General features: G+C 68.7%; 20 protein-coding genes. 9 read left to right on the plus strand and 11 right to left on the minus strand.

Features of this window, described 5'->3' with window-relative positions:
- Positions 1-3: 3 nt before the first annotated feature.
- Both clpA and CRT60_RS31815 read left to right on the plus strand, forming a co-directional pair.
- Positions 4-2319, plus strand: coding sequence for an ATP-dependent Clp protease ATP-binding subunit ClpA (gene clpA / locus CRT60_RS31810; RefSeq protein WP_098740408.1), 2316 nt, complete (start codon positions 4-6; stop codon positions 2317-2319).
- 173 nt (positions 2320-2492) lie between these two features.
- Complete coding sequence (locus CRT60_RS31815) at positions 2493-3359, plus strand: NAD kinase (RefSeq protein ID WP_425290421.1); 867 nt, start codon at positions 2493-2495, stop codon at positions 3357-3359.
- 16 nt (positions 3360-3375) lie between these two features.
- On the opposite strand, the gene CRT60_RS31820 is transcribed toward CRT60_RS31815, so the two are convergent.
- The 3 genes from CRT60_RS31820 to CRT60_RS31830 all read right to left on the minus strand — a co-directional run bounded on the left by CRT60_RS31820 (position 3376) and on the right by CRT60_RS31830 (position 5746).
- Positions 3376-4563: a PP2C family protein-serine/threonine phosphatase gene (locus CRT60_RS31820; protein ID WP_098740409.1), complete on the minus strand. Its 1188-nt coding sequence runs from the start codon at positions 4561-4563 to the stop codon at positions 3376-3378.
- 10 nt (positions 4564-4573) lie between these two features.
- Positions 4574-5377 (minus strand): ATP-binding protein, encoded by an 804-nt coding sequence (locus CRT60_RS31825; protein WP_098740410.1) that lies wholly within the window; start codon positions 5375-5377, stop codon positions 4574-4576.
- 63 nt (positions 5378-5440) lie between these two features.
- Complete coding sequence (locus CRT60_RS31830) at positions 5441-5746, minus strand: STAS domain-containing protein (RefSeq protein WP_098740411.1); 306 nt, start codon at positions 5744-5746, stop codon at positions 5441-5443.
- 303 nt (positions 5747-6049) lie between these two features.
- Here CRT60_RS31830 and CRT60_RS31835 point away from each other — a divergent pair, with 303 nt between their 5' ends.
- Genes CRT60_RS31835 through CRT60_RS31845 form a run of 3 tightly spaced genes read left to right on the plus strand, consistent with a single transcriptional unit; the run spans position 6050 to position 12497 of the window.
- A complete protein-coding gene (locus CRT60_RS31835) occupies positions 6050-8464 on the plus strand; it encodes an ATP-binding protein (RefSeq protein WP_098740412.1) in 2415 nt (804 codons plus the stop codon).
- The gene (locus tag CRT60_RS31840) at positions 8461-11115 is read left to right on the plus strand and encodes a response regulator (protein WP_098740413.1); all 2655 of its coding nucleotides are present in this window, start codon (positions 8461-8463) and stop codon (positions 11113-11115) included. Before CRT60_RS31835 ends, CRT60_RS31840 begins: the two co-directional genes overlap by 4 nt.
- Positions 11112-12497, plus strand: coding sequence for a DUF1329 domain-containing protein (locus CRT60_RS31845; protein WP_098740414.1), 1386 nt, complete (start codon positions 11112-11114; stop codon positions 12495-12497). Before CRT60_RS31840 ends, CRT60_RS31845 begins: the two co-directional genes overlap by 4 nt.
- A gap of 45 nt (positions 12498-12542) precedes the next feature.
- On the opposite strand, the gene CRT60_RS31850 is transcribed toward CRT60_RS31845, so the two are convergent.
- Complete coding sequence (locus CRT60_RS31850) at positions 12543-13190, minus strand: hypothetical protein (protein WP_098740415.1); 648 nt, start codon at positions 13188-13190, stop codon at positions 12543-12545.
- Positions 13191-13262: 72 nt separating this feature from the next.
- Positions 13263-13406, minus strand: coding sequence for a hypothetical protein (locus CRT60_RS36565; RefSeq protein WP_167421847.1), 144 nt, complete (start codon positions 13404-13406; stop codon positions 13263-13265).
- 121 nt (positions 13407-13527) lie between these two features.
- Between CRT60_RS36565 and CRT60_RS31855 the strand changes: the two genes are divergently transcribed.
- The 3 genes from CRT60_RS31855 to CRT60_RS31865 all read left to right on the plus strand — a co-directional run bounded on the left by CRT60_RS31855 (position 13528) and on the right by CRT60_RS31865 (position 16213).
- Positions 13528-14103 carry an ankyrin repeat domain-containing protein gene (locus CRT60_RS31855; RefSeq protein WP_098740416.1) on the plus strand — a complete coding sequence of 192 codons (576 nt, stop codon included), beginning with the start codon at positions 13528-13530 and terminating at the stop codon, positions 14101-14103.
- Positions 14104-14137: 34 nt separating this feature from the next.
- Complete coding sequence (locus tag CRT60_RS31860; RefSeq protein ID WP_098740417.1) at positions 14138-15121, plus strand: cobalamin biosynthesis protein; 984 nt, start codon at positions 14138-14140, stop codon at positions 15119-15121.
- Positions 15122-15325: 204 nt separating this feature from the next.
- Complete coding sequence (locus CRT60_RS31865; protein ID WP_244592868.1) at positions 15326-16213, plus strand: DMT family transporter; 888 nt, start codon at positions 15326-15328, stop codon at positions 16211-16213.
- Between the two features lie 4 nt (positions 16214-16217).
- On the opposite strand, the gene CRT60_RS31870 is transcribed toward CRT60_RS31865, so the two are convergent.
- The 3 genes from CRT60_RS31870 to htpX all read right to left on the minus strand — a co-directional run bounded on the left by CRT60_RS31870 (position 16218) and on the right by htpX (position 19018).
- A complete protein-coding gene (locus tag CRT60_RS31870; protein ID WP_098740419.1) occupies positions 16218-16937 on the minus strand; it encodes a hypothetical protein in 720 nt (239 codons plus the stop codon).
- 25 nt (positions 16938-16962) lie between these two features.
- Entirely contained in the window at positions 16963-17895 is a 933-nt protein-coding gene (locus CRT60_RS31875) for a DHH family phosphoesterase (protein ID WP_098740420.1), read from the minus strand.
- A 112-nt stretch (positions 17896-18007) separates the two neighbouring features.
- The gene (gene htpX / locus CRT60_RS31880; protein WP_098740421.1) at positions 18008-19018 is read right to left on the minus strand and encodes a zinc metalloprotease HtpX; all 1011 of its coding nucleotides are present in this window, start codon (positions 19016-19018) and stop codon (positions 18008-18010) included.
- Positions 19019-19134: 116 nt separating this feature from the next.
- Between htpX and CRT60_RS31885 the strand changes: the two genes are divergently transcribed.
- Positions 19135-19323 carry a DUF1674 domain-containing protein gene (locus CRT60_RS31885; protein ID WP_098741134.1) on the plus strand — a complete coding sequence of 63 codons (189 nt, stop codon included), beginning with the start codon at positions 19135-19137 and terminating at the stop codon, positions 19321-19323.
- A gap of 21 nt (positions 19324-19344) precedes the next feature.
- On the opposite strand, the gene CRT60_RS31890 is transcribed toward CRT60_RS31885, so the two are convergent.
- From CRT60_RS31890 to ugpA, 3 genes are read right to left on the minus strand one after another with little or no spacing between them, the layout of a single operon-like run.
- Complete coding sequence (locus tag CRT60_RS31890) at positions 19345-20421, minus strand: sn-glycerol-3-phosphate import ATP-binding protein UgpC (RefSeq protein ID WP_098740422.1); 1077 nt, start codon at positions 20419-20421, stop codon at positions 19345-19347.
- A gap of 25 nt (positions 20422-20446) precedes the next feature.
- Positions 20447-21295, minus strand: coding sequence for a sn-glycerol-3-phosphate ABC transporter permease UgpE (ugpE, locus tag CRT60_RS31895; protein ID WP_098740423.1), 849 nt, complete (start codon positions 21293-21295; stop codon positions 20447-20449).
- Positions 21292-22176, minus strand: coding sequence for a sn-glycerol-3-phosphate ABC transporter permease UgpA (gene ugpA / locus CRT60_RS31900; RefSeq protein ID WP_098740424.1), 885 nt, complete (start codon positions 22174-22176; stop codon positions 21292-21294). Before ugpA ends, ugpE begins: the two co-directional genes overlap by 4 nt.
- Positions 22177-22239: the final 63 nt, after the last annotated feature.

A 22239-nucleotide genomic window follows, 5' to 3' on the forward strand; every position in this document is an offset into this window, starting at 1 on the left:
CACATGCTGTCGCGTAACCTGGAACAGACGCTGCACCGAGCCCTGGCCCACGCGAACGAGCGCAGGCATGAATACGCGACGCTCGAACATCTGCTTCTCGCGTTGACCGAAGACTCCGATGCTACCGCCGTCTTGCGCGCTTGCGGGATCGATCTCGACCGACTGCGCGCGGAACTGTCGGATTACCTCGACAATGAGCTGGCGAACCTTATCACGAACAGGCCCGATGATGCCAAGCCGACGGCTGGTTTCCAGCGGGTTCTGCAGCGTGCGGCCATCCACGTCCAGTCGTCGGGACGTGAGGAGGTGACGGGAGCAAATGTGCTCGTTGCCTTGTTCTCTGAACGCGAGAGCCACGCGGTTTACTTCCTGCAGGAGCAGGAGATGACCAGGTTCGATGCGGTCAACTACATCTCTCACGGAATCGCGAAGGCTCCGGGCCGCTCGGAAACAAAGCGTGTCTCGGGCGCTGACGACGAGGCGGCGGCGGAGAAGGTCGTGAAAAAAGGCAGCGAAGCACTGGACGCATATTGCGTCAACCTGAACAAGAAGGCGTCCGGCGGGAAGATCGATCCGCTGATCGGCCGGGAGCAGGAGGTCGAACGGACCATCCAGATCCTGTGCCGGCGGTCGAAGAACAACCCGCTCTACGTCGGCGACCCCGGTGTCGGCAAGACCGCCATCGCAGAGGGCCTCGCCCGCCGCATCGTGCAGCAGGAAGTGCCTGAGGTGCTGCGCAACGCCACCATCTTCGCGCTCGACATGGGCTCGCTGCTGGCCGGCACGCGCTACCGCGGCGATTTCGAGGAGCGGCTGAAGGCCGTCGTGTCCGAACTCGAGGCGACGGAGGGGGCGATCCTCTTCATCGACGAGATCCACACGGTGATCGGCGCCGGCGCCACCTCGGGCGGTGCGATGGATGCCTCGAACCTGCTGAAGCCGGCGCTGGCGTCCGGCTCGCTGCGCTGCATCGGTTCGACCACCTACAAGGAATACCGCAGCTACTTCGAGAAGGACCGGGCGCTGGTCCGCCGCTTCCAGAAGATCGACGTCAACGAGCCGTCGGTCGAGGATGCGATCAAGATCCTCCAGGGGCTGAAGCCCTACTACGAGAAGCACCACAAGGTCACCTACACCGCCGACGCCATCCGCGTCGCGGTGGAACTGTCGGCCAAGTACATCGGCGACCGCAAGCTGCCCGACAAGGCCATCGACATCATCGACGAGGTCGGTGCGGCGCAGATGCTGCTGCCGGAGAACAAGCGTCGCAAGAAGATCGGCGTGAAGGACGTGGAGGCGGTGGTCGCCAAGATCGCCCGCATCCCGCCGAAGTCGGTCAGCCGCGACGACAAGGAAACGTTGCTGAACCTGGAGCGCGACCTGAAGACCATGGTCTTCGGCCAGAACAAGGCGATCGACGCGCTGGTCTCTGCGATCAAGCTGGCGAGAGCCGGCCTGCGCGAGCCGGAGAAGCCCATCGGCAACTACCTGTTCACCGGCCCGACCGGTGTCGGCAAGACCGAAGTGGCCCGTCAGCTCGCCATAACGCTGGGCATCGAGCTGACCCGCTTCGACATGTCCGAGTACATGGAGCGGCACACGGTGTCGCGCCTGATCGGCGCCCCTCCGGGCTATGTCGGCTTCGACCAGGGCGGCATGCTGACCGACGCCATCGACCAGCACCCGCACTGTGTCCTGCTGCTGGACGAGATCGAGAAGGCCCATCCGGACCTGTTCAACATCCTGTTGCAGATCATGGACCACGGCAAGCTGACCGACCACAACGGCAAGATCGTCGATTTCCGCAACGTCATCCTGATCATGACCTCGAACGCCGGGGCCGCCGACATGGCCAAGCCCGCCATCGGCTTCGAGCGTGACCGCCGGGTCGGCGAGGACATCGAAGCGGTCGAGAAGATGTTCACGCCGGAGTTCCGCAACCGTCTCGACGCGATCATCCCGTTCGCGCCGCTGACGCAGGAGGTCATCAACCGCGTCGTCGACAAGTTCATCATGCAGATGGAAGCGCAGCTGGAAGACCGCGGCGTGTCCATCGAGCTGAACGAGGAGGCGCGCGAGTGGCTGGGCAAGAAGGGTTACGACCCGCTCTACGGCGCCCGCCCGCTCGGCCGCGTGATCCAGGAGTACATCAAGAAGCCGCTGGCGGAAGAGCTGCTGTTCGGCAAGCTCAGCAAGGGCGGTCTGGTCAAGGTCACCGTCAAGGACGACAAGCCGGCCTTCGACTATACCGAAGGCAACCGGCCGAAGCGCACCTCCGGCGACGATGACGAGGAGATGGTGTCGGAGATGGTCGAGTAAGTTCGGCCGATCCGCTTCATCCAGCAGTTCCACATCGCAAAAAAAGGGGACCGGCCGCGGTCCCCTTTTTCGTTGTGCGGCCAATGGCTGCGGCCGACGGATGCGCTCTTTTGCATCGGGTCGTCACCGCGCGATACTTTTGCGCGAGGGCCGGACTGCGGTATGGTCGCGCCATGACCGAATCCGCCGCCACGCCGCCCGCCGTCGATCAATCCGGCCTTGTCCAGTCCGCAGATGCGCAGGCGCCGCTGATGCCGGCGCCCGATGCGCTGCGCATCGCCTTTTCCTGCGCCGACACGGACGAGGCGCGCGCCGCCCGCACCCGGCTGGTCCACCGCTACGGCAATGCCTTGGCGGACGAAGCAGACGTCATCGTGGCGCTGGGCGGCGACGGCTTCCTGCTGGAAACCCTGCATCGGGCGCTGACCCGCAACCGGGAACGGCCGACTCCGGTCTATGGCATGAACCGCGGCTCGGTCGGCTTCCTGCTGAACGCCTACCGCGAGGAGGATCTGGCGGAGCGGATCGTGGCGTCCCAGCATGTCCGCCTGCATCCGCTGCGCATGGTGGCGACGCGGGTGAACGGCGAGCGGGTCGAGGCGCTCGGCATCAACGAGGTTTCCCTTCTGCGCGAGACGCGGCAGGCGGCCAAGCTGCGCATCACCATCGACAAGGTGGTCCGGCTGCCGGAGCTGATCTGCGACGGCGCGCTGGTGGCGACGCCGGCCGGCAGCACCGCCTACAACCTGTCGGCCCACGGCCCCATCGTGCCGCTGAATGCCGGCGTCCTGGCCCTGACCCCGATCAGCGCCTTCCGCCCGCGGCGCTGGCGCGGCGCACTGCTGCCGCACACCGCCAAGATCACCTTCGACGTGCTGGAGGAGGGCAAGCGCCCGGTCAGCGCCGTCGCCGACTTCACCGAGGTGCGCGAGGTTCTGCGGGTCGAGGTCCAGGAATGCCGCGAAGTCGGCTTGACCCTGCTGTTCGACCCGGAACTGAACTTCGAAGAGCGCATCCTGAAGGAACAGTTCGCGCCGTAAGGCTCGCGTCCCTCCGTCACGCCCGCCGGGCGACCCACACCGCGGTCAGGTCGTCGCGCAGCGGCAGGCTGGTGCGGGCATAGAAACTGTCCATCATCGGCCGCAGCGGGTGCTGGCGGTCGCGGGCCAGCGCGTCACGGACAAAATCCGGCACGGCGTCCTGCCCCAGCGGGGCATGCTCCTCGCTGCCGCATTCGATCAGGGCATCGCTGTACAGGAACAGGAAGCCGCCGCGCGGCAGGCGGTGGCTCTGGTCGACATACTGCGCCCGGCGCGAGGCGCCCAGCACCAGCCCGGCCGAGTCGAGCAGGCGGATATCCGGCCCGTTTCCCTTCGCGCCGGCCGGCGTTCCCAGCACCGGGTTGGGCGAACCCGCCGCAGCGAAGGTCAGCGTGTCGATGGCGAGGTCGAGGATGCCGAAGAAGGCGGTGGCGAACTGCCCCGTCGGCAGCACGTCCTTCAGCGCGCCGTTCAGCTGGGTCAGCCATTGCGACGGCGCCATATGCTGCATCGGAAAGCGGTCGATCAACGTGTGCAGGCGGAAGGTGTTGATCGCCGCGGTGATGCCGTGCCCGGCGAAATCGATCATCAGAAGCCCCAACCGACGGTCGCCCAGCGGATAGAGGCCCCAGAAATCGCCGCCCAGTTCCGACGAGGTCTCGAAATGGGCGTCCAGCGTCAGGCCGTAGCGGTCCGCCACCTCGGCAAGCTTGCGGGTCTCCGGCAGAAGCGAGGTCTGCATGGCGCGGGCATGCGACAGCTCGCGCTGGACCCGTTCGCGGAAGGCGGCGAGATCGTTGAACAGCTTGCGCTTTTCCAGCTGGTGGCGGACACGCGCCACGCATTCGCCGGGCTTGATCGGCTTGGAGATGAAGTCGCTGCCGCCGGCCTCGAAACAGCGCACCTGCTCCTCGTCGCTGTCCAGCGCGGTCTGGAACAGCACGGGAAGCTGCTCGTGCGTCGCGTTGCGGCGCAGCGCCTCGCACATTTCCCAGCCGTTCATCACCGGCATGTCGACGTCCAGCAGGACGAGGTCGGGGCGGAAACGGTCGACCGCCGCCAGCCCTTCCCGGCCATTCTCGGCGAAGGCGATCTCGGCGATGCCGGCGCGGCGGATCACCAGGGCGAGCGATTTGCGGTTGAATTCGTTGTCGTCGACGATCAGGACGCGGCAGTCCGACAGCGACAGGGCGGGCGCGGCCATGGACGCTCCGTCAGCGGTCGAACTGCAGGACGGTACAGCGCCCGCCGTCGGTCACCGTCACCCGAGAGGCCAGCGTCCGCATGAAGACGAAGCCGCGGCCCGACCGCGCCTTGTTGCCGGTGGTCGCCGGGGCCAGCGCGGTGTCGAATCCGCCGCCCTGGTCCACCACCGCGATGGCGATGCAGCGCCCGTTCCAGCGGCAGAAGATGTCCAGCCGCCGCCGCGTCACGGCGGGATCGCCCAGCCGGTCGCGCATCATCTCGCTGAACCGGCGATAGCCGCCCGGCTCCCCCTTCACCGCGCTGGACAGGCCCAGATTGCCATGGACGATGGCGTTGGCGACGGCCTCGTGCAGGCAAAGCTCCACATTGGACCGGCGCTGCGGATCGAGGGCGCCGCGCCGCACCAGCTCGTCGCAGACCAGCACCGGGCATTGCAGGCCATAGGCGGTGCCGGTGGTCAGCGACAGGTAGAATCCGGGAAGCCCGGGATCGTCCGCCGCGGGCGCGCCCGACCAGTCGTCGAGCGGGGCCGCCGCCTCGTCGGTGCCCTCCCCCAGCTCGACCGTCAGAAAGGGGCTGCGGTCGAAGGCGGCGCGCAGACGGTCGCGGTCGGCCCGCTCCATCAGCAGCGTTTCCACCGCCCGGTCCGGCAGCCCCCGCCCGGTTGCCACGGCATCGTCCCGCTGGTCCTGCACCGTCCCGGCGAAGCGCGACGCGACGCGGGCGGCCATGTCGGCGGGCACCCGGTCGCGCAACAGGCTGAAGCCGCGGAAGATCGGCTCGGCCGGGCAGTCTTGCAGAGCGGCGTCCATGCGGCAAACTCCCCTGGGACAAGGACCGGCAGGTCAGGACTCGGCAGTTCGGAATTCGGCCAATCAGGACTCGATGGTGATGATCTCGCCCAGCCGCGCCAGATCGATCGACCGCTTCACGTCACCCTGGGGATGGCGGACGATCATCTTGATGTTGCGGCTCTCGGTCTCCTCCTGGAGGATCAGCAACATCCCGAGCCCGGCGGAGTCGATGAAGTCCAGCTTCGACATGTCGATGACGAAGCGCCGCGCGTGGGACTGCTCGACCAGCTCGACGATGTCTCGAAGCCGGTCATGGTCGGTGAACTCGAGGCGGCCCGTCAGCCACACCTCCGTCGCATCGACTGTGTTGGTCGTCTTGAAATCCATAGATCCTCTCAAGATCCTCTCGCCCGGTCCACAGCCCTGGCCACACCCATACAAATGCGCGCGAAACCAAAGCCATCCGCCTATGCACAGTAGTGCAAGCACTCAGAGGACCTCAAGCACCGATACCGGACCGGGACAACCGCTCCCCTCGGGCGCGACACTTTTCCTCAGCTTCCCGCCCCTGGGACTCAACCCGCATGGACGGGGGGCGGACGACGGGGTAGAACGTCCTTGGGGAGGTGCGCGCTCCGCGTGCCGCATCGCCGCCAGCCGCCCTACGACGAACCTCCGGAACGGCAAGGCATGACCAGGATCGCTGAGGCATGGCGGCGCATACCGACGGTGTCGGCCAAATTCCTGCTGATCCTGGTGCCCAGCCTCGTGGTCGCGGTTTCGCTGTTCTCGGCCCTGTTCTTCTACGACCGCTACAAGGATTTGCAGGCGGCGCTGCGGGAAAAGGTGGCGACCATCGCCGACATCAACGCGGCGGCGCTGTCCAACAATCTGTGGACCTTCGACGTCCAGGCGATCCGCAATGTCATCCAGGCCATCGGCGCCAACCGGGAGCTTGTCTGCGTCGAGGTGAGCGACGATCTGGCCGACGGGCTGTTCGCCTGGCCGGGACCGAGCTGTCCCTTGAGCAGCGACGCCAACATCGAACGCCGGCCGGTCCGGGTCCAGAACCTCCAGGTCGGCACCATCACCCTGCATTACAGCCACGACGTCGTCCGCGAACAGCTGCGGCAGGAGGTGGTGAACACCGCGGTGCTGCTTCTGCTGATGCTGGCCGGCACCATCGCGGCGGCGCTGGCGGCGCTGCGGCTGACGGTGGGCCGGCCGCTGGGGCGGCTGATCGCCTCCATCCTGGAATCGGAACGGGGCGGCGGGCACCAGCCGGTGGACTGGCGCGCCGCCGATGAGCTTGGGCGGGTGATCCAGGCCCACAACGCCATGCTCGCCCGGCTGGGACAGGAGGAGGCCGCCCTGCGCAAGAGCGAGCAGCGGCTGGCGCTGGCCATCACCGCCACCCGGTCCTCCGTCTGGGATTACGACCTGCACAGCGGGCAATATTGGTGGTCGAAGGAGTTCCCCGCCCTGCTCGGCTATGGTCCGAGCGAGCTGCCGATGACGGCGGAGACCTGGTCCTCGCTGCTGCATCCGGACGAGGCGGAGCGGGTGATGGCGGAGTCGCGGCGCCGGGTGCGCGACCGCGCCATGGCCTACACCGCCGTCTACCGCATGCGCCGGCGCGACGGCCGGTGGGCCTGGATCGAGGACCGCGCCACCGCCCAGCGCGATCCCGACGGCCGCGCCCGCCGCCTGACCGGAACCATGTCCGACGTCACCGAACGGGTGCGGGCCGAGCTGGATCTGGCGCATGAGCGCAACGTGCTGCAGGTCACGCTGGACAACACCGACCAGGGCATCATCAAGGTCGACGGCGACGGACGGGTGGTGACGGCGAACCGCCGCGCCGCCGAGCTGCTGAACATCCGGCCCGAGGTGCTGGCCGGCAACCCGCGCTTCGCCGATGTCGTGGCGCTCCAGCGCCGCCAGGGCGAGTTCGGCGAGATGGGCGACGATCCCGACCTCTATCTCAGCTACGGCATCGGCGCGGGGGGCCGCGGAAGCGGCGCCGACGCCGGTATGGATGGTGGCTTCGCGATGCCGCCGGGCGAGCCGGTGGAGGAGCCGGCGGGGATGATCGACCAGCCCTTCACCTTCAAGCGCCGCCGTCCCGACGGCCGCATCGTCGAGGTGCGCACCAACCCGCTGCCGGAGGGCGGATTCGTCCGCACCCTGACCGACGTGACGGTGGAAGCCCGGTCGGCCGAGGAAATCTTCAATGCGATGCAGGAGCTGGAGCGCGCCTATGCCGACCTGAAGGAGACCCAGGCCAATCTGGTCCAGGCGGAGAAGATGGCCTCGCTCGCCCTGCTGGTCGCCGGCGTCGCGCATGAGATCAACACCCCCATCGGCATCGCCTTCGGCTGCGCAACCCACCTGTCGGGCCGGACCGGGATGCTGGCCGAGGGGTTCGAGCGCGGGACGATGAAGAAGTCGGAGCTTGCCGCCTATGTCGCCACCGCCAGCGAATCCTCCCGGCTGATCGAACAGAACCTGACCCGCGCCGCCGAACTGATCCAGAGCTTCAAGCGCGTCGCCGTCGACCAGACCAGCGAGGAGCGCCGCCGCTTCGACCTGCTGGCCTATCTGGAGGAGGTGGTGACCTCGCTCGGCCCCACCCTGCGCAAGAGCCGCCACCGCGTCGCCATCGCCTGTTCGCCCGGCATCCCGATGGACAGCTTCCCCGGCGCGCTGAGTCAGGTGGTGACCAATCTGGTGATGAACGCGCTGACCCACGCCTTCCCGGCGGACAGCAAGGGGCACATGGTCATCGACGTGGGCGAGGTTGCCGAGGGCGAGGTAGAGATCCGCTTCGCCGACGACGGCGTCGGCATCGCAGCGGAAAACCTGCCCAAGGTGTTCGAGCCCTTCTTCACCACCCGGCGCGGGTCGGGCGGCAGCGGCCTGGGGCTGCACATCGTGTTCAATCTGGTCACCCAGTCGCTGGGCGGGCGGATCTCGGTTGACAGCGTTCCCGGCGATGGAACTACCTTCACCCTGCGCATTCCCAAGACCGTCATGCCCCCCGGCAGTCCTGCCGCCGCCACGCCTTCGCCGACGCCCGTACCGCTGGAGACCGAACCCGCATGAGCACCGGCGCCTACGACGACGACGAAATCCTGTTCGCCGACGAGGAGGCGGACGGCGCTCCACCCGATCCCGGCGAGGCCGCCACCGGCGCGGAGCCGGTCGACCCGGCGGCCCCGCCCTGGGTGATCCTGGTGGTGGACGACGAGTCCGACGTCCATTCCATGACCGGGCTGCTGCTGGCCGATGTCGCCTTCCAGCGGCGGCGGCTGGACCTCGTCAGTTGCTTGACCGCGGCGGACGCCCGCACCGTGCTGGAAAGCCGGCACGACATCGCCGTGATCCTGCTCGACGTGGTGATGGAGGAGGACGATTCCGGCCTGAAGCTGGTGCGCTGGATCAGGGACGGGCTGGGCAACCGCGATGTCCGCATCATCCTGCGCACCGGCCAGCCGGGTCAGGCGCCGCAGCGCGACGTGATCGTCGATTACGACATCAACGACTACAAGCCGAAGGCCGACCTGTCGGCGGAAAGCCTGTTCACCGCGGTGATCGCGGCGCTGCGCGCCTTCGACCAGATCCAGTCCATCGAAACCCGGGTGGCGGAACGCACGCGCGAGCTGCGCGAAAGCCGCGAGCAGGCGGAAGAGGCGACCAAGGCCAAATCCGCCTTCCTCGCCACCATGAGCCACGAGATCCGCACGCCGATGAACGGTGTGCTGGGCATGCTTGGCCTCTTGGAGCGGACGGAGCTGGACGACCACCAGCGCGACACCGTCGGCACCATGCGCGAGTCGGCCAACGCGCTGCTGCGGATCATCGACGACATCCTGGACTTCTCGAAGATCGAAGCCGGGAAGATGGATCTGGAACGGGTGGCGCTGTCGGTCCCGGCGCTGGTGGAGGGGGTGGCGGAAACGCTGGCCCCCGCTGCCGGGGCCAAGGGGCTGACGCTGCTGACCTATGTCGACCCGGCGATCCCGCAGGCGCTGCTGGGCGATCCGGTGCGGCTGCGCCAGATCCTGTTCAATCTGGCCGGCAACGCCATCAAATTCACCGAGACCGGGCGCGTCGTGCTGCGCGCCGAGCTGGAGTCGCCCCAGACAGGGACGGAAACGCTGCTGCGCATCGCCGTCTGCGACACCGGCATCGGCATCGCCGAGGCGACGCGCCAGCGCCTGTTCCAGCCCTTCACCCAGGCGGAAAGCTCCACCACCCGGCGCTTCGGCGGCACCGGGCTCGGCCTGTCGATCAGCCGGCGGCTGGCCGCCCTGATGGGCGGCGAGATCGGGGTGGAAAGCGAGGCGGGCCTCGGTTCCACCTTCTGGCTGCGCCTGCCCCTGACCGGCACGACCGCGCCGGTTTCGGCGGAGGACGGTTCCGACGCCGTCGATCTGGACGGGCTGACCGTCCTGCTGGGCGTGCCCGACGACGCGGAGCGCGGTTTCCTCGCCCGCTATCTGGAGCAGGCCGGCGCCCGCGTGCTGCCCGCCTCCTCCCCGCACGAACTGGCGGCCCAGGCCCGCATCGCGCGCGAAGCCGGCTGCGCGGTCGGCGTCGTCACCATCGACGAGGCGCTGCATGTCCCGGCCGCCGCCTGCGCGCCGGAGGAGCTTGGCCGCCGCAGCGGCGAGGCCCGGCCACCGGTGGTCCTGCTCTGCCATGAGACGGGCGGCATGCCCGGCCCGTCCTCCCACCCCGCGACGCGTGGGGCGGAAGCCGGCACGGTGGTGCTGAGCCGCCCGCTGCGCCGGCTGGTCCTGTTGCGCGCGGTGGCCGTCGCCGCCGGCAGGCTGCATCTCCAGCCGGTCCACCCACAATCCCCCGCCCTGCCATCGTCCGCCGGGGCCAGGACCGCGGCAGGCCCCGCCGCCGGCGCCCCCGGCGTGGAGGAGGCGGAAGCCCAGGGGCGCCTGATCCTGGTTGCCGAAGACAATCCGGTGAACCGCAAGGTTCTGTTGATGCAGTTGCAGGCGCTGGGCTATGCCGCGGAGATGGCGCCCGGCGGAGCCGAGGCGCTGGAGGCGCTCGATGCCATGCGGCAGGGCCGGCGGCGCTTCGCCCTGCTGCTGACCGACGTCCAGATGCCGGAGATCGACGGGTTCGAGCTGACCCGCCGGATCCGCGGCGACGAACCGGCGGCTGACCGCCTTCCGATTGTCGCCATCACCGCCAACGCCGCCCCGGCCGACATCGAACGCTATCGCGCCGCCGGCATGGACGACGTGCTGAGCAAGCCGCTGGAGCTGTCGCAATTGGGGGCGACGCTCGCCCGCTGGATGCCGCCGGCTCCCGCCGCGTCAGCCGAAGTTCCGGCACAGCCGTTGCCGGAGCCGGTGCCCGAGACATTGCACGAACCGTTCATTGAACTTGCCGGCCTGCGCGCGCTGTGCGGCGGCGATGCGGAGATGCTGGCGGAACTGCTGGGCGATTTCATCGCCATCGGCCATGGGGTGATCGCCGATCTGGACAAGGCTCTCGACATCGGCGACCGCGACCGGATGCGGGCATGCGCCCACAATCTGAAGGGCTCCTCCCGCAATGCCGGCGCCAAGCCGCTGGCCGAGGCCGCCCGCGTGCTGGAGCGGTCGGCAGCCGAAGGCGCCCCGCTCCCCCGGCTTACGGAGGAGGCCGGCCGGCTGCGCGACAGCTTCGCCGCGACCTGCACCGCCATCGAACGGGAACTGGCTCTCATGGAGCGGTCGACGGCATGAGCGACCCGACGGATTTCCACCCCGACCGGCGGCAAGCCCTCGGCCTGCTGCTGGGGGCCGCTGCCTCTGCCGTCACCCCCTCTGGCGCTCTCGCTCAAAGCGCCCCGACCGATGTCGGCGTGCCGCGGCTGGGCGAGGAACTGACTTCCTTCGGGGCGGTGCGCGCCGGCAACCGCACGCGGGCGATCCCGCCCTGGACCGGCGGGCTGACCGAGGCGCCGCGCGGCTATGTGCCGGACCGCCCCTCGCCCGATCCCTATATCGAGGACGTGCGCTGGTTCACCGTCGGCGCTGCCGATGTCGAGCGCTACAAGGTCCGGCTGACCGCCGGGCAGCAGGCCCTGCTGGAGAAGTTTCCGGACAGCTTCGAACTGGCGCTGTTTCCCAGCCGCCGCAGCGCCGCGGCACCGCAGCGCATCTATGACGCCTCGCTCGCCAACGCCGACCGCGCCAGGCTGGGCGAGAACGGGCTGGCCCTGCGCGATGCGGCGGTGGGGGTGCCCTTCCCGATTCCGGCGAACGGCGTGCAGGCGATGTGGAACCACAAGCTGCGCTGGCGTGGCGGCACTGTGTCGCGCACCAGCCTGACCGCTGTGCTGTCCGGCGACGGAACCCGGTCGCTGACCCGGCTGCGCGAGGATTTCGCCTCGCCCTATGCCGCTGGGGATGCCGCCGCCCCGCCCCTGCTCTACCGCCGCACCATCCTGGACCCTAAGGAACAGGCGGGCAGCAGCCTGATCGTCCAGGGGACGCTCGACCCCATCGCCGCCCGCACCCGCGCCTGGGTGCGGGAGGGGGAGCGCGGGCGCGTCGTTCCGGCGTCCGACTTCGCCTATGACACGCCCGACCCGGTGACCGGCGGGATCTGTACCGCAGACATGCTGGACATGTTCAGCGGCGCGCTCGACCGCTTCGACTACATGCTGGTGACTCGGCGCGAGATGTACATGCCGTACAACGCCCACCGGCTGACCAACCCCAGCCTGACGATGCGGGACATCCTGTGGCCGCACCATCCCAACCCGCAGTTCCTGCGCTATGAGATGCACCGGGTCTGGGTGGTCGACGCCCGACTGAAGCCGAACTTCAAGCATTCGCTGCCCGACCGCACCTTTTACCTGGACGAGGACAGCTGGCAGATCCTGGCGTCGGAGCATTACAACGGCAAGGGAGAGCTTCTGCGCTACGCCGAAGCGCACCCGCTGCCGGACTGGCAGGTGCCGGCGCTGGTGCCGACGATGGAGTTCGCCTTCGACCTGACGGCCGACCGCTACACCGCCCGCGGCGTGGAGAACGGCCTGCCCCCGCCGCGCTACGATTCCCCGCTGAAGCCGGAGGACTTCACCCCCGACGCGCTGGTCCGCCGCGGACGGCGGGGATAGCCGGGGCGGGGGGAGCCGGGGCGGGGGTGAAGCGGCGGCGGGTCGTCACATCGATCCGGTCTGCCGCACGTCGTGAACCTCGGCCGGCCGGGTGGCGTGGCGGCCCAGGATCTCCAGCGCGATGCGTTCGCGGGCGGCGTCGCCGACATTGACCCACAGCAGGATGCCGCCCTTGTCGAGATGTTGCAGCATCGGCTCGTTGCGCTTGTCGGTGATCCATTGCGACAGGAAGGATCCCGCCGCCCCGCTGCCGACACCCGCGGCAGCGGCGGCGGCGGCGGCGGCCAGGGCGGTGCCGCCGGTGGCGAGCACGGCGCCGGTGGCGATGATGGCGCCGACATAGGCGGGGAAGCCGACCGCGGCCCCCTTGCCGCTGCCGACATCCTCCGGCGAGATGTAGGCCTGCCGCGGCGCGTCGGGGTCGTGGGCAAGGCTGCCGACGTCGCCCGGCACATCGCCCAGCCGCTCGCGGATCGTCTCGTCATTGGCCAGCAGGCTCAACTCGTGACGCTGGAAGCCGGCGAGCGTCAGGTCGTCGATGGCGTTCTGCAGGGCATCGCGGCTGTCGAAGACCGCCACGGCCTCGCGCACCGTCGCATCGGTGCTGCCGGCATCGGTGCCGGCGGTTCCGCTGTCTCCCGTCCAGGCACTGGAATCGATCGTGGTCGGGTTCTGGTCGCGGCTCTCGATCATGCCTCCACCCCTTCGCTTGGCAGGAAGTCCGAACAATCCGAATCCAACCGGAAAGCGGGGGCAAGGTTCCGTTCAGGGTCGCGATGAGGCCGGCGGCGGGACCGCGCCGCGCGGTTCCGGCATGGCCCCCAGGAACCACCACAGGCCCAGCCCGATCAGCACGGCCTTCACCAGCAGGAAAAGCGCGATGTGGCGGGCGAGCGGATTGCGGACCATGGGTTCAACCTGTCGATGCGGACCTGTCGGCGCAGGGTCTGGCGATGAAGGCCGATCTGGCAAAAGCACCGGTGTTCTGGCTAGTATCCGGCACCCATGCTGTCAAGGAAGGATACCCGCCATGAAGCGGCTCCTGCTCGCCACCCTGTTCGCCCCCCTGCTTGCGGCCGGCCTGTCCGTCGGCACCGCCGCCCCGGCCCTCGCCCAGATCAGCCTGTTCCAGGACACCGGCCTGATGCAGGCGGTCAATGACGGCGACGTCACCAAGACGAAGGGCGCCCTGTTGCGGGGCGAGAACCCCAACCAGGCGGACATCCATGGCAAGACCGCCCTGCTGGCTGCCGTCGACCGCTCCAGCCCGGCCATCGCCGCCCTGCTGCTGGACAGCGGCGCCAACGTGAACCGCGCCGACAAGGCCGGCGTCACCCCGCTGCTGGCCGCGGCCGAGAGCGGCAATCCGGAACTGATCGACCTGCTGCTGAAAAAGGGCGCCAAGGTCGACATGGAGAACCGTGAAGGCATGACCCCGCTGATGGTCGCCGCCCGCAACGGCCGGGCCGACGTGGTGGACCGGCTGCTGAAGGCCGGGGCCAAGGTCGACCGTTCCGACTTCACCGGGCGGACCGCGCTGAACTGGGCGCAGGAAAGCCGCAACTCGCGCGTAGGTACGTTGCTGCGCCAGGCTGGCGCCCGCTGACCACCCTCCGCTGATCCTCTGCCCCGGAGACTCCATGTTCGGTTCGGCCTTCGGCGGTCCCGGCCCGCTGCTGCTTCTGCTGCTGGCGTTGGGGATCGACGCGCTGTTCGGCGACTGGCTGGACCGCATCCTGCCCGACCCGGCGGGTCTGGCGCGGCGCTTCTGCAACGCCGCCGATGCCCGGCTGAACCGGGCGGAGCGGGGCAAGCCGGCCCAGCTGTTCCGCGGGGCGCTGGTGGTGCTGGCGCTGGTGCTGATCGCCGCCGCCGCCGGGCTGCTGGTGGAGTGGATCGGCTCCATCGGCCGCGGCTGGATGGTGGAGCTGCTGGCCCTGCTCTGCGGCCTGCGCGGCCGGGCAGCCTGGACCCGCGTGCGGGCGGTGCGCCGGGCGCTGGAAAGCGGCGGAGTCGTCGCCGGGCAGGAGGCGATCCAGTCGCTGACCCGCCGCCATGTCTATGGACTGGACGAGCATGGCATCGCCCGTGCGGCGGTGGAGGCCGCCGCCCGCGCCTTCGACCGCAAGCTGGTGGCTCCTGTCTTCGGCTATGCCCTGCTCGGCGTGCCGGGCCTGTTCGTCTGGACCGCGATGGACGGCGCCGACGCCGCGCTCGGCAGCCCCGGTGTCCGCCATGGCCGCTTCGGATCGACCGCGGCGACGCTGGACGACGCGCTGAACGCCCTGCCCGCCCGTCTGGCCGGTCTGCTCCTGGCGCTGGCCGCCCCCTTCATCGGCACCGCCAAGGCCGGCGGCGCCTTGCGCGCTCTCGGCCGCGACGCGCGCAAGCACCCGTCGCTGAACATGGGCTGGCCCATCGCCGCGATGGCCGGCGCGCTGGGGCTGGCGCTGGGCGGCCCGCACCGCGACGGCGGTGTGGTCATCACCGAGAGCTGGATCGGCGACGGCCGCGCCCGCGTCACCCCCGCCGATATCGGGCGGGCGCTCGCCCTGTCCGCCGTCGCCTCCCTGCTGCTGGTCGGGCTGGTGGCGCTGCTGCTGTGGGGCGTGGCCGGGATCTGAGGTGCCGCAGTCTTGCGCCGTAGCCTCGCGCCCCAGCCCTGCGCCCCGGACACGGCAATGTCCCGCCCTTGTCAGGCCACCGCCCGCGTCCCGTCCATATACTAGTATGGCGAGGCAGGGAAAGCGGGGGCGATGAGTACGGGAGAGAGTGCGCCGGCTGCGGCTGAGGCTGCGCGGGCGGAAGCGGCTTTGGCGGAAAATACTTTGGCCGAGCGGGCCCTGGCGGAACGGCGGTCGGGCCGGGCCGGCATTTTCTGGATGATGCTGACGACGCTGCTGTTCGTCACCCAGGACGCCACCATCCGGGTCCTGACCAAAAGCTACCCGGTGGTTGAGGTCGCCTGGGCGCGCTTCGCCGTGCACATGCTGCTGGTGGGCACGGTCGTCGCGTGGCGCAGCCCGCATCTGATGGTGTCGCACCGGCTGCCGCTGCAACTCGTCCGCTCCTGCCTGCTGCTGGCGACCACGCTGTTCGCCGTGCTGGCCCTGCGCAGCATCCCCTTCGCAGAGGTGCAGGCGATTGCCGCCGCCGTGCCGGTCCTGATCACGGCGCTGTCGGTGCCCTTGCTGGGCGAGAAGGTCGGCTGGCGGCGCTGGGTTGGCGTGCTGGTCGGGATGGCCGGCGCGCTGATCATCGTCGGGCCGGTGGGCGGCACCTTCCAATGGGCGCTGGCCCTGCCGCTGGCCGCGGCCTTCAGCAACGCGCTGTACCAGATCGCCACCCGCAAGCTGCGGGGCGTGGACTCGCCGACGACCACCATCTTCTACACCGGCATGGCCGGGACGGTCGCCTGCACGCTGGCCCTGCCCTTCAACTGGGTGACGCCCGACCTGACGGGCGCGGCGCTGATGATCCTGCTGGGGACGCTGGGCGGCATCAGCCATTTCTGCCTGATCCGCGCCTACAGCGCCGCCCCGGCCGCCACCGTGGCGCCCTTCGGCTACACCACGCTGGTGTGGGCGGCGGTCTATTCGCTGATGCTGTTCGGCGAGGAGCTGCGCCTGTCGACGATCCTCGGCACCGCCGTCATCGTCGGCAGCGGCGTCTACATCTTCTATCGCGAACAGATGCGGTCGCGGCAGTCCTCGTGAACCGTCAGGCCGCTTGTGGCCCGACGTCCTCCACCATGTAGAACGGTCCGCGCCGGTCGCGCTCGACCCGCAGGATGAAGCGGCTGATCCCGCCGGCCTTGATGGTCCAGAGATCGCCGCCGCCGTCCAGCGGACGAAGCTCCAGCTCGTCCGGCACCGGCGCCTCGCCCAGCCGCTTCAGGATGCGGTCGGCGCGGGTGCGGTCGATGCCGGGAAGGCTCTCGGCGGCGCGGGCGTCGAAGCGGTCGCTCTTCACATAGCGGGTGCCGGCGCCCTGGATCGGGCTGGACGGCCGGCCGGGCTGCATCCGCGCCCGCGCCGCCATCAGGCGCCAGCGGGCATTGCCGCAGGCGTGGATCGCGGCGGCATGGACGGCGGCCACCCGCGCGATCAGCTCGGGGAACAGCGGCATCAGCTCGCGGCGCTTGTAGGCCACGCGGCTCATCAGCTCATGAATCGAGCGCTCGCCCGCCGCGGCGGCGTCCGGCAACTCCACCGTCTCCGCCGCCAGCAGGGCCTGGATGGCGTCGAGCGCCGCCCTCTCCACCAGCGCCTCGATGCTGGCCAGCGCCGCCGCCCCTGCCGCATCGGTGCGGGCGATGGCGTCGGCGACCACCGGCCGGGCACGGTCGAGCGCCTCCGTCCTCGGCACCTCGTCGGACAGGGCGGACAGCCAGCCGGCGTCGAACAGGGTGTCGTCGGGAAAAGAAAGAAAGGCGCTCAATCGCTCGAAACCCGGTCGGTGACGCTCAGCCGTCCGCGCGCATGCGGGCGACGATCGCCTCCAGTACCTCTTCGGCCCGGTCGTTGTCGACCTGGCAGGTGCCGGCCGCCTGATGGCCGCCGCCGCCATACTGGAGCATCAACGGGCCGATGTCCGTCTTCGAACTGCGGTCCAGGATCGACTTGCCGCAGGCCAGCACGGTGTTCTGCTGCTTCAGGCCCCACAGGACATGGATCGACACGTTGGTGTCGGGGAACAGCGCGTAGATCATGAAGCGGTTGCCGGCATAGATCGTCTCCTCCTTGCGGAGGTCGAGCACGACGACGTTGCCGTGCACGGTGGCGCAGCGCTTCAGCTGGTCGACGAACAGCTCGGCATGCTGGGTGTAAAGCTCCACCCGCTCCTTCACGTCGGGCAAATCCAGTATCTGCTCGATGGTATGGCTGCGGCAGTAGTCGATCAGATCCATCATCAGCTGGTAGTTCGACACCCGGAACTCGCGGAAGCGGCCCAGGCCGGTGCGCGCGTCCATGATGAAGTTCAGCAGGGTCCAGCCGGTCGGGTTCAGGATGTCCTCGCGCTGGTACTGCGCCGAGTCGGCCTGATCGACCGCTTCCATCATCTCGTCGGAGATGGTGGGAAAACGCTCCTTCCCGCCATAGTAATCATAGACGACGCGGGCGGCCGACGGCGCCTTGGGGTCGATGATGTGGTTGGGCTTCTCGCCGACGCGCATGGTTTCCGACAGGTGGTGGTCGAACACCAGATGGGCGCCGTCGACGTAAGGCAGGTTGGTGGTGATGTCGCGGTCGGTGATCTCGATCTTGCCGTCCTGCATGTCCTTGGGATGGACGAACTTGATCTCGTCGAGGATGCCCAGCTCCTTCAACAGGACGGCGCAGACGAGCCCGTCGAAATCGGAGCGGGTGACAAGGCGGTACTTCGCGGCGTCGGACATGCAAGAAATCCCCTGGCGACCGTCATGATTGAGCGCGTGCCGGAAGGGTAGTCGCCTACCCCTTCGGCGCGCAATGCTTTACCAGAAGCTTGCCGGAGAGATCAGCCCCAGATCAGCCCCAGGGGCCGCGGCGGTTCTGCGGCATGAAGCCGCCCTGGCCGCCCTGCGGCGGCGCGCGCCAGGGCGAGCGGCCGTCGCGCGGCGGGGTCCGGCCGCCTCCACCAAACCCGCCACCGCCGAAACCGCCGGTAAAGCTGCCGGTATGGGCCGCCATCGCGCGGAGCCGTGCCACCCGCTCGCCCATGTCGGGGTGGGTGGAGAACAGGCTGGCCATGCTGGCGCCGCTGAGCGGGTTGGCGATGAACAGGTGGGCGGTCGCCGGGTGCGCCTCCGCCTGATAATTGGGGATGTGGGTGGCGCTGTTGTGGATGTTGGTCAGCGCGTCGGCCAGCCAGTTGGGACGGCCGCAGATCTCCGCGCCGATGCGGTCGGCCTCGAATTCGCGGGTGCGGCTGATCGCCATCTGCACCAGCGTCGCGGCGATGGGGGCGAGGATGGCGGCCAGGATCGCCCCGACCATGCCCAGCGGATTGCCGCCGCGCTCGTCGTTGCTGGAGCCGCCGAAGAACAGGCCGAAATTGCCGAGCATCGACACCGCGCCGGCGATGGTCGCGGTGATCGTCATGATCAGGGTGTCGCGGTTCTTCACATGGGCCAACTCATGTGCCATCACGCCGGCGATCTCCTCCGGCGTCAGGCGCTGCAACAGGCCGGTGGTGGCGGCGACCGCCGCATGGTCCGGGTCGCGGCCGGTGGCGAACGCGTTGGGCTGGTCGTTCTGGATGATGTAGACGCGCGGCATCGGCAAGCCGGCGCGTTCCGCCAGCCGGGCGACGATGCCGTGGAACTCGGGAGCGGAATAGGCGTCGACCTCGCGGGCGCCGTACATCGACAGCACCATGTCGCCCGAATTCCAGTAGCTGAACAAATTCATGCCCAGCGCCATGACGAAGGCGATGATCAGGCCGGTCTTGCCGCCCAGCAGGAAGCCGACCGCCATGAAGATCGCCGTCAGGCCGGCAAGGAGGATGGTGGTCTTCAGATAGCTGGTCATGATCGCCATATCGGTTCAGGATGGGCCGAAGCGGGGTAATCCGCTCCGATCCCGGACATGATCCAGATATGGGTCCGGGGCGCGCCCGCGTTCAAGATGCCTGCCAGTATGCCCACAGTTTCGCGATGGACATGATGACCGAACCGACCAAGCCGCAACAGGATGCCGCCGAGGCGGTGACCGCCGGAACCGCCACCGATGGAACGGAAACCAAGGGCCCGGAACAGAAACCCGGCGAGATCGGCGGCCCGAAGGGGCCGGAGCCGACCCGCTACGGCGACTGGGAGTTCAAAGGCCGCTGTTCGGACTTCTGATCGGAGAGCGGCCGCGCCCGGTCACTCCACCCGGCGGCCGGTCACCGCGTCGAACAGGTGCAGGGCGCCGTCCTGCGGGGTGACCGTCAGCCGGTCGCGCTCGCGCACGGTGGGGATGCCGGCCATGCGGACCAGCAGGCTCTCGCCGTCCGGCAGACGGCCATAGACCACGGTGTCGGCGCCCAGCGCCTCGACCAGTTCGATCTCGATGGAGAAACCGCCGGAGAACCCCTCTGCGGCGACGGTCATGTGCTCCGGCCGGATGCCGAGCTTCACCGGACGGCCCGCGTCGGTCGGGCGCGGCTGCGGCAAGGCCAAGCGCTGGCCGCCGGGCAGCAGCACCGCCTCGCCGCGGTCGTCGATGCGGCCGTCCAGCACATTCATCGGCGGCGAGCCGATGAAGCCGGCGACGAACAGGCTGGCCGGGCGCTGGTAGACCTCCAGCGGCGTGCCGATCTGCTCGGCCACGCCATGGTTCATCACCAGGATGCGGTCGGCCAGCGTCATCGCCTCCACCTGATCGTGGGTGACGTAGAGGCTGGTGATGCCGAGCCGGTCCTGAAGCCGCTTGATCTCCACCCGCATCTGGGTGCGCAGCTTGGCGTCCAGGTTCGACAGCGGTTCGTCGAACAGGAAGGCAGCCGGCTCGCGCACGATGGCGCGCCCCATGGCGACGCGCTGGCGCTGGCCGCCCGACAGCTGGCTCGGCCGGCGGTCGAGGAAGCGGCCGAGTTCGAGGATGTTCGCCGCCTTGTCGACGCGCGCCCGGATTTCCGCCTTCGGAATGCCGCGGATCTTCAGGCCGTAGGCCATGTTGTCGAAGACCGTCATGTGCGGATAGAGCGCATAGTTCTGGAACACCATCGCGATGTCGCGGTCCTTCGGGTCCAGATGGTTGACCACGCGCCCGCCGATGGCGATCTCGCCGCCGGTGATGCCTTCCAGCCCGGCGACCATGCGCAGCAGGGTGGACTTGCCGCAGCCCGACGGGCCGAGCAGGACGAGGAATTCCCCGTCCTGGATCGCGATGTCGATGCCCTTGATCGCTTCGACCGGGCCGTAGGACTTGCGGACGTTGCGGATTTCAACGGTTGCCATTGTTCTTCTTTCCCTTCGCCCGCGCTTACTTTTCGCTGTCCACAAGACCTTTGACGAACCAGCGCTGCATGAACACCACCACCGCCACCGGCGGAAGCATCGCCAGCACCGTGGTCGCCATGATGATGTGCCAGTCGTTGGCCGATTCGCCGGTGCCGATCATCTTGGTGATGCCGGTCACGATGGTTTCCATGTCGCCGCTGCTGGTGACCAGAAGCGGCCAGAGATACTGGTTCCAGCCATAGATGAAGAGGATGACGAAGAGTGCGGCGATGTTGGTGCGCGACAGCGGCAGCACCACGTCGATGAAGAAGCGCACCGGCCCGGCGCCGTCGATCTTCGCCGCCTCCAGCAGCTCGTCCGGAATGGTCAGGAAGAACTGGCGGAACAGCAGGGTCGCGGTGGCCGACGCGATCAGCGGGATGGCGAGCCCGGCATAGGTGTTGATCAGGCCGAGGTCGGCGACGACCTTGTAGGTCGGGATGATCCGCACCTCCACCGGCAGCATCAGCGTGATGAAGATCAGCCAGAAGAAGGCCATGCGCAGCGGAAAGCGGAAGAAGGCCACCGCATAGGCCGACAGGATGGAGATGGCGATCTTGCCCAGCGCGATGGACAGCGCCATCACCAGGCTGTTCAGCATCATGGTGCGGACGGGCGTGTACATGGCGCGGTCGCCGGCCTCGCCCACCCAGGCCTGGGCGTAGTTGGTCGCCCCCTGCCCGCCCGGCCACAGCGGCAGGCCGCCGCGGCCGATGGTGCCGGAATCCCAGGTGGAGCCGATCAGCGTCACATAGATCGGATAGGCGAAGATCAGGACGCCGACGATCAGGACGATGTGCGGCAGCAGATCGATGAAACGGGTCGGCTTCATGAGTAGTGGACCTTGCGCTCGACGAAGCGGAACTGCACCGCGGTCAGCGCGATGACGATCACCATCAGGATCACCGACTGGGCCGACGATCCGCCGAGGTCGTTGTTGACGACGCCGTCCTGATAGACGCGGAAGATCAGCGTCTCCGTCGCCTTGCCCGGCCCGCCCTGGGTCAGGGCGTGGATGGTGCCGAAGGTTTCGAAGAAGGCGTAGACCATGTCGACCACCAGCAGGAAGAAGGTGGTCGGCGACAGCAACGGGAAGGTGATGGTCCAGAACCGCCGCACCGGACCGGCGCCGTCGATGCTGGCCGCCTCCATCACCGAGCGCGGGATCGCCTGCAATCCGGCCAGGAAGAAGATGAAGTTGTAGGACACCTGCTTCCAGCTGGCGGCCATGATCACCATCGTCAGCGCCTGCCCGCCGTTCAGCCGGTAATCCCAGTCATAGCCCAGCGCCCGCAGCGCCCGGCCGAAGGATCCGATGTCGGGGTTGAAGATGAACATCCACAGCACCGCCGCGACGGCCGGCGCCAGCGCGTAGGGCCAGATCAGCAGCGTCTTGTAGGCCCGCGCTCCCTTGAGCTTCGAATCGGCCAGCACCGCCAGCAGCAGCGCCAGCCCCATCGCCAGCACGGTCACCGCCAGGCTGAAGACGACCGTGACCTTCAGCGTGTCGAGATAGTTCGGGTCGCCCAGCACATTGGTGAAGTTCTCGAACCAGACGAACTCGCTGCGGATGCCGAAGGCGTCCTGCAGGTGCACCGACTGCCAGATCGCGTTGGCGGCCGGCCAGATGAAGAACACCAGCGTCACGGCCACCTGCGGCGCCAGCAGCAGGTAGGGCAACAGCCGGTTGTCGAAGGTGACGCGACGCTGCAAAGGATGGTCTTTCGGCGGTTATGCGTGAAGCTCGGCTTCCCCCTCTCCCCCCCGGGGAGAGGG

This window comes from Azospirillum palustre, from assembly GCF_002573965.1.
In the GTDB taxonomy this organism is placed as follows: domain Bacteria; phylum Pseudomonadota; class Alphaproteobacteria; order Azospirillales; family Azospirillaceae; genus Azospirillum; species Azospirillum palustre.